At 44.7% G+C, this 7599-nt stretch carries 8 protein-coding genes; 1 reads left to right on the top strand and 7 read right to left on the bottom strand.

The window, feature by feature from the left end; genetic code table 11:
* Positions 1-110 precede the first annotated feature (110 nt).
* The 7 genes from C7B77_RS18945 to C7B77_RS18915 all read right to left on the bottom strand — a co-directional run bounded on the left by C7B77_RS18945 (position 111) and on the right by C7B77_RS18915 (position 5086).
* A complete protein-coding gene (locus C7B77_RS18945; protein WP_106308310.1) occupies positions 111-572 on the bottom strand; it encodes a GNAT family N-acetyltransferase in 462 nt (153 codons plus the stop codon).
* Between the two features lie 67 nt (positions 573-639).
* Positions 640-1452: a hypothetical protein gene (locus tag C7B77_RS18940; RefSeq protein WP_106308307.1), complete on the bottom strand. Its 813-nt coding sequence runs from the start codon at positions 1450-1452 to the stop codon at positions 640-642.
* 70 nt (positions 1453-1522) lie between these two features.
* Positions 1523-2263, bottom strand: coding sequence for a class I SAM-dependent methyltransferase (locus tag C7B77_RS18935; protein ID WP_106308304.1), 741 nt, complete (start codon positions 2261-2263; stop codon positions 1523-1525).
* A 38-nt stretch (positions 2264-2301) separates the two neighbouring features.
* Positions 2302-2781: a GNAT family N-acetyltransferase gene (locus C7B77_RS18930; protein WP_106308301.1), complete on the bottom strand. Its 480-nt coding sequence runs from the start codon at positions 2779-2781 to the stop codon at positions 2302-2304.
* Between the two features lie 230 nt (positions 2782-3011).
* On the bottom strand, positions 3012-3575 hold the full coding sequence (locus C7B77_RS18925; protein ID WP_106308298.1) for an OsmC family protein: 564 nt from the start codon (positions 3573-3575) through the stop codon (positions 3012-3014).
* Between the two features lie 44 nt (positions 3576-3619).
* Positions 3620-4561, bottom strand: a complete 942-nt coding sequence (locus C7B77_RS18920) for a hypothetical protein (RefSeq protein ID WP_106308295.1) — start codon at positions 4559-4561, stop codon at positions 3620-3622.
* A gap of 18 nt (positions 4562-4579) precedes the next feature.
* Positions 4580-5086: a hypothetical protein gene (locus C7B77_RS18915; RefSeq protein ID WP_106308292.1), complete on the bottom strand. Its 507-nt coding sequence runs from the start codon at positions 5084-5086 to the stop codon at positions 4580-4582.
* Between the two features lie 398 nt (positions 5087-5484).
* Between C7B77_RS18915 and C7B77_RS18910 the strand changes: the two genes are divergently transcribed.
* Positions 5485-7599: helix-turn-helix domain-containing protein (locus tag C7B77_RS18910; protein ID WP_146138398.1), on the top strand; the 2115-nt coding region annotated here is incomplete at its 3' end.

Raw genomic sequence — 7599 nt, 5'->3', positions numbered from 1 at the left:
CTTCACCGATCGTATTTATTTGCTTACTTTGTTTGCTCAATTTGCTATCGATCGAGCATACTAAGTAATGAAGAGCCGAAAATCGGTACTCAATTGACACATTGCCCACCCTACAGCTCTGCGGCATTGTTAAGCCACTTCATTGGTGTTGCCCATATCCCCTGCTTGCAGAAGCGATAGCCGCTTTGGATAAACCCTAGTTTTTGGTAAAATCCTACTGCCGCATCAGATGAATTAACGGTGATTTCATCGAGATTGTTTGCACATCGAGTGAATAGTTCGCTGCCAATTTTTTGTCCAGCAAATTCTCTGCGAACGAACAACAACAACAAATGATTTCCGCTCCGAAATATAATAAAACCAACAACTAGATCGTTCCAGATCGCAACGAGTGTTTTCTCACCACTCAAGATTCTGTCTCTCAATTCTAATGGGTCGCAAATTTGGTTCCAGACAGCAACACCTGCTGGCATTCGATCGGCAATCTCCCGTAGATCCACAGACGATCTCAGACAATCACTAATTTGGTTTTCGTCCCCAGACTGTGGCTGTCTATAGATAATTGTATTCATATAGCCTCGATCGTCATTTCAATCGATCGTTACTCCTTCAATGTTATCTCAAACATTTATGGCAAATTTAGGATAAACGATCGGCAGCTTGACGTAACTGTCGATCGCAATTTACAGTAATTGGTTCGCCATGAGCGACTGAAATTACTTGCAAAGGAGTCACTCGATCGGCTAATTTTTCTAGCCAATGTCGGTAGATAATTTTATCGGTCATAAAAAATCGCCGACCTAATGGTGTAATCCCAAAATAACCAATTGCCCCCAACCACCGGAGCGTGAATTTACTGCAAGGTGCATAGGTATCTAGATATGCTTCGGTTAAGTTGAACAAAATATCTGTAAACAGCAGAGCTTTACCATTAGACAAGGGAATTTCATAAACTAATTCTTGCGGACGAATTCCCTCCGGTTGATGACAGATAATCCCGTAATCGGGTAGCAAATCTTCAGCGATCGCATCGACAGGTACTACTTCTTCAACATAGGGTTTAGCGGCTGCTGGGGCAACAATTTTCAAGTTTGGATAACGTTGCTTATATACTCGTGCATCGAGCCGATGAATCCGATTGGGAACGATTAAAATATTCGGTGTTCCTAGTGCTTCTAGTTGCTGCATTTCTCGATCGGCTAAAGCGATCGCACTATGAATTAATAGGGTAGAATCTGGCAATCGATAAATAACCATTTCTCTAGGCGCAATTAGGCTCGATAAAATTCCTGTTATCTGCCAAAGATTGGGGGCTAACGATCGAATCGAGCTATGAGGCAAAACGTGAGCTTTCCACTCATCTTCGATCTCAGCTTCTTTGACTTGCTTCGGTTGAAACAACGAGAAGAATGAATAAAATAGCTCGGATGAATCTCTGTTATTTTTACTCATAAATATCACCTGTAATATAAGGTTGTTGTCATTATATTTAGCCAACGGATCGAGATCGGTTAAGTTCTGTCTAAATTTTGGCGTAGGGTTTCTGCACAATGAAAGCAACGCGAGCTGGCGGTAGTCTAAATTGTCCATATCGATCGAGTATTTCGACCCGAAAGCCGATTTGCTCTAATTTTTTAGCTATGCTTTCTACATCGAACAAACGCTGAAGATGTACTTCTTCACTGCGTCGATATAACTCTCCAATTTGACGAAAAGTAATAATCCGGCGGGTGAGAATTTGACGTGTTAAATCTTCTTGTTTTTCGACTAGCACGATCCAATCCTGCCCTTCGGTAAAATTTTTGACCACTTCTCCAGCGGGTACTTGCCCTGGAGTTACGATATCGAAGATGAAGATTCCACCGGGTATTAGTGCCCGATAAATGCGCTGAAATAGGTCATTTAATACTAGATCGCAATTATCGTCAAACACATAATTCAAACACTCCCCGATCGAAACTACTGCGGCACAGGCGGGAATTTCAGCAGTAAACAGAGATTCAATCCGAAACTCAGCCGTCGGTACTCTTTCTTGAGCGATCGAAATCATGGCTGGGGAAATATCGATCCCCAGCACCCGATAACCATCCCGCTCCAGTAACTCGGTTAACAATCCACTACCACAACCCAAATCGACAATTAATCCCGTCGGGATTTGACGAGCTGTGAGAATTTCCAAAACTCCTGGTGCCGATTTGAGTGCGTAATCCCGAAAACCAACATCATGAATATAGGCGAGATCTGCGTTATACCAAGCTGTCATGGACTTACCTCCGCACGCCTTGAAACTTACATGTACGATTAGAGCTTCTTGAAGTATCTAGCAACTGGAAATAGCTCAAAACCAGCCTTTTCATAGGTGTGACGGGCTGCGGCATGACCGGGATCGCCGCCCGTTTCAACCATCGCAATCGACATCCCCAACTCTTTCATCCAAGCCAGAGCAAATTCTACCAAAGCACTGCCTATGCCGCGCCCTTGAGAGTCTGGTTCGACCGCAACCATGTAGATTTCACCCATGTTGTCATCTTTATGTATATTCACGGCGACAAAGCCCACGATCGAATCAGCATCGCTTGCCACCCACACATTTGTGTCTTCCGCAACGCAGACATCCTCGACAGCTTTTTGCTGGCTCACACGCCAATGTTCGGGATAGAATGCCTGGTAAACATCTGCATTCATCGCGTTCTGAATCGAATCAAACACTGGAGTCCATGCCCGCAGTGACAGACGAATGACGGCATCAAGGTGGTGGGGGTTATATGGTTCAATTTTCATATCGGTACGATCTTTAAAATATAGCGAAGGAAGAATTAGAACAAAGCTTTATTCTAATTCTTTGCTGCTAACGAAATGTGCAATTTTTGTCGAGCCAAATCATTGTTTTTTCTCGCATATATTTAATTTTTTTGAGATGATATTTGGGGAAATCTAATCTCGTCTTTCGATATCTTTCAGATTTTGCTCCCTCTCCCAATATTGGAAGAGGGCAAATCCGGATCTTAATTTCATTCTTCAACTTGTAATTGAGGTTTAATCCCGATCGGATACCGCAAATTCCAGACATTGGGAGATGCAGACAGGGCGGCATCATATACTTGTTGGAATCGATCGGCGGTAGCATTACCCTTCACCTTTAAGATCCAGTGTAAATCTTGATAGCCAGCCGGAATTGCGGCATCGAGCTTTAGAAAGCCCCGCAAATCCAATTTACCAGTGCTGCTAATTTCCACCTGCTCTAGTTCGATGCCTTGCAACGAACACAAATCGACAAAGGTAGCCATCAGACAAGCATTCAAGGCTGAGAGCAACACTTCCTGCGGATTCGGCCCCAGATTCGTGCCGCCCAATTCTTCTGGTTCGTCGATAGTGAGTGTAAAGTCACGATCGTAAGATTGTCCCGCCCATTCTAGGGATTTAATCCGCGAAATCGATCGCACACCTTCAACCCAAGTTGTGGTGGCATTAAATGCCATTTGTCCTTGTGTCGCATCCTGCGAAATAGCGGCAATTAATTCATTTACTTCCTTAATATCGATACCGTTAATAGTCTGTAATTGTTGAGTAGTCATAATTGAACTCCTTGATTTAGTAGTTAAAAAACAATTGAATTTGGTCAGGAAAAAGCGAACGTTTTAGAAAGCTCCTCAATCCGGCTATAACCTTCGCGGCTCAACTCCCGCACACTTTGCACGAAGTTGGGATGAGTCATGCCACAGCCAAGAAATACCCATTGGTAAGACGATTCTTGAACTTGCTGGATAGCATCGCAATCGAGCGCGTTTAATTTGCGTCCGATCGCTCGTTCTAGACTGGCAATGTCAAGCTGAACTTGGGTTCTCAATCCTTCATTCAGGTAATGAACGATCGCGAGATAATCATCGATCGCTGCTTCTATTTCAGATCGATCGAGTCTTGCTGCTAACTCCTGCACCATCAAAGTATCGAGACGAGCGTGTTGCGCTTCCTCTTGCCAATGATGTTTCAGCAGACTGCAAAACTGCGGATCGAGCGACTCCTGTTGGTTGTGGCGAACGCTATCGAGAAAGTGGCGTTGCGTCATCCACTCAATATGTAGCGTTACCAGTGCGACTCCCAGCGGACTGTGCTGGAGCACGAAATCGGCGATCGCTTGCGGCGGGCCGATCGTGTCACAATGGAAGCCAAATCCGGCAGTGAATGCCTTAGAAAACTCGCGAAACAGATGAATATGCTTGCTTTCTTCGGCAGCAAAAACCAAATATGCTTGAGTTGCTTCAATGCGATCGCAACCTAAGAAACTGGCATGGTTTATCACCAGCGGGAGAATGAATTCTTCCACCAATCCGAATAAATTCAAGTAGCTATGACCGCGAATTTGATTGAGAATTAGCCGCTCATCTAGGGTGAGACAGGCGAGCGATTTGGTGTGAACGAGAGCTTCTGGCAAAAAGGGTTTGCTGAAATCTAAAGGTCGCTCTTCACCAATTAGATCTGACACCTGCCAATTAATTTTGGCTGTATCTTTGATAATCGATGAGTAGTCGTATTTGGGTGCGATTGTGGTTAATAGGGTCATGGTATTTCCTCCCGATCGTTAATTATCGGGAGTAAAAAGGGACACCCCGTAGTTAAAAGAACCTTTAGCAAAAGGTGTCCGAAAAACTTCCAAGCGATAGGTTCCAGGCTGGAGTTGTAAATCGATCGGTTGTCCGGGTTTGTTATTGCCAATTAAGGTCGTGCGATTATATAACCGCAATTCGGCACTACCGGGGGGGATGGCACTACCGACACCGCCTAAAGACATTACATACCGCCCTGCTTTGGCAATGCGGAATTGGTAATGGTCGGTCCGATCGACATTAAGACTGCTGCCAGGATATTGGTTGCCCAGCGAACCACTCAATCCATAGAGAGCATTGTTGCTTAAAACACCGATCGGTTGCGGCTCTTTTTCTGGATTTAGCTCTTGAGTTTTAGTGTCGCGATCGACAACATTAAACCGACTTAAGGCACTTGCCGAGGGCGATTGTAACGCATTAAAACCCGTAACACCGATCGCAGTTGCTAATAAAACGCTGGCAAAAATAGCTCGATTAAACATAAATTCCTCCTGAATTTCAAGGGATAGAATATTTGGCATCTAGCAAAGCAAGTTAGTTAAACTCTGCTTGTTTGCCTCTGTATCTATCAAGATAAAGGAATCTCTATCTCATGCCTATGCAGGAAAGTATGTACTTTAGTATGGTTTGCCAGCCTCGAAAGTATGCTGCGATCTTCAGAGGGGATCTGAAAATTTTCTGTACGGACAGACTCAATTCAAGCTTGTATATTGAAAGCAGAGATTTTGCCCTCACTCCCAATCCAAAGAGGACACTTCGACAAGTGATACAGTGAGCTTGTCGAACTGCTCAGTGCATCGCGCTACGCAAACGATTCTAAATTCTCAACTAAGTTATACAATAAATTTACGCAGTTTTTTTCGCCGAGGGGAAATCGATCGTGACACCTGACGAAGCCCTGTCGCGCTTAGATAGTTTACTTCAACCAAAAGTATTAACTCAAATTCAAGAAGTTGTCTTCCGACAAACTTGGGCGGGAGAGAGCTACGCGGCGATGGCAGATCGATCGGGCTATGATGAAGACTACATTAAAGATGTCGGTTCGCGGCTGTGGAAGCTGTTGAGTCAGGTGTTAGGAGTAAAAGTAACTAAAAACACTTTAACCTCTGCCTTTGGGCAATATGAGCGCGGATTAGCAGAATCAACAGCAACCCCGATTGTCGTCAATCGATCTATTTCGCCAAACCAGCAACAACAAGCGACACAGATCGACTGGGGCGAAGCAATAGAAGTGTTTGGCTTTCAGGGACGGGAATTGGAACTCCAGCAACTTCAGGATTGGATCGTTCCGATTAATAATGGTGTACCTTCGAGATTAGTAGCGATCTTGGGGATGGGAGGAATTGGCAAAACTGCCCTGACAGTAAAACTAGTCGAACGGTTGCACAAGAATGGCTACGAACATATTATCTGGCGATCGCTTCGCAATGCGCCACCTTTAACTAACGTACTCGCAGATTTACTCCAATTTTTCCGCGATCGACAGCAGCAATCAGATCGTGGTGCAAAGGGTGTCTCAGCGCAGATCGCCGAACTGATTCAATATCTACGTCAGTCTCGCTGTGTGGTGGTATTAGACAACGCGGAATCGATTTTACAGGGCAAAGAGCGGGCGGGAATCTATCGAGCGGGTTATGAGGAGTATGGGGAATTGTTGCGACAGGTGGGAGAAATCCGTCATCAGAGTTGTGTCATCTTAACCAGTCGGGAAAAGCCCAAAGATATTGCTTTATTAGAAGGGGAAAATAACGTTGTCAGATCGCTCGCTCTGGCGGGGATCGACGATCGATCGGCACAAACGATTATGGAACAACGAGGCATATCAGCGACAACCCCAAATCAATGGCAAGATTTATCCCAAAACTACGCCGGAAATCCCCTTGCCTTAAAAATGGTTGCGGCGATGACGATCGAGCTATTTGGGGGCAGTTTAGAACAGTTTCTGGCTCGAATTGAAATGGAGAATAGTAGCCTATTATTTGATGATATTCGGGACTTATTGCAGCAACAATTCGATCGATTGTCGGAGTTGGAACGACAAGTAATGTATTGGCTGGCAATAAATCGGGAATTTGTCTCACTCACCGAAATTCAACAGGATCTAATTTCCGATCGAGATCGACAACATTCACCAGATGTCCTGCGCTCTTTGAGCAGACGCAGTTTAATTGAAACTGCGTCTACTCAGGGGATAAATTTTTCTCAACAGCCTGTGGTGATGGAATACGTTACCGAGCGGCTGATTAATGGTGTATGTCAGGAAATAAGGGAAGATAAAGTAGGTAAATACTTGCAAAATTACGCGCTATTGAAAGCGACTGCTAAAGATTATATTCGGCAAACTCAGGCTCGATCGATCGTCGATGAAATTATCGAGCGTGTCTCCTTATCCAAAACCCAACTCGCAGCCAGATTAAGAGCAATTATCGTTACCTTACCCCGCCACCAGCCAAATTATGCCGCTGGAAATCTGTTGAATCTACTCGTGCGGCTGGGTGCAGATCTGACAGAATTAGATCTATCCGATTTGTGTGTCTGGCAGGCATATCTAAAAGAAACCAATTTGCACCGTGTTAATTTTACAAATACCGATCTCGATCGATCTGTTTTTGTCGATCGATTAGGTGCAGCGAGTCGAATGGCAATTAGTCGAGATTGCCAGATTGCAACTGGGGATTCCAATGGAAATGTTTCTGTATGGCAATTGGATACCGGGAAGCCGTTGCTGAGTATCGCAGCTCACAACACCATGATTTGGGGTTTAGCCTTCATTCCAGATGGACGATCCATCGCGACTTCGAGCTACGAACCCTCGATTAAATTATGGGATGCCAGATCTGGAGCGTATCGCCATAGTCTCAACGGACACACCGCACCGATTTGGCAAATTGCTTCTCATCCCAACGGTTTACAGTTAGTCACTTACGGTTCGCTCATTTTCAGGGAGGGTCATCAGATTGTGGCCCAAGGCAAGTATAAATCTCAACTGGAAAGT

It is taken from the genome of Chamaesiphon polymorphus CCALA 037 (assembly GCF_003003845.1).
GTDB lineage: Bacteria > Cyanobacteriota > Cyanobacteriia > Cyanobacteriales > Chamaesiphonaceae > Chamaesiphon > Chamaesiphon polymorphus.
The sequence above is the reverse complement of the archived record's forward strand: the minus strand, read 5'-3'. Positions and strand labels throughout refer to the sequence as shown.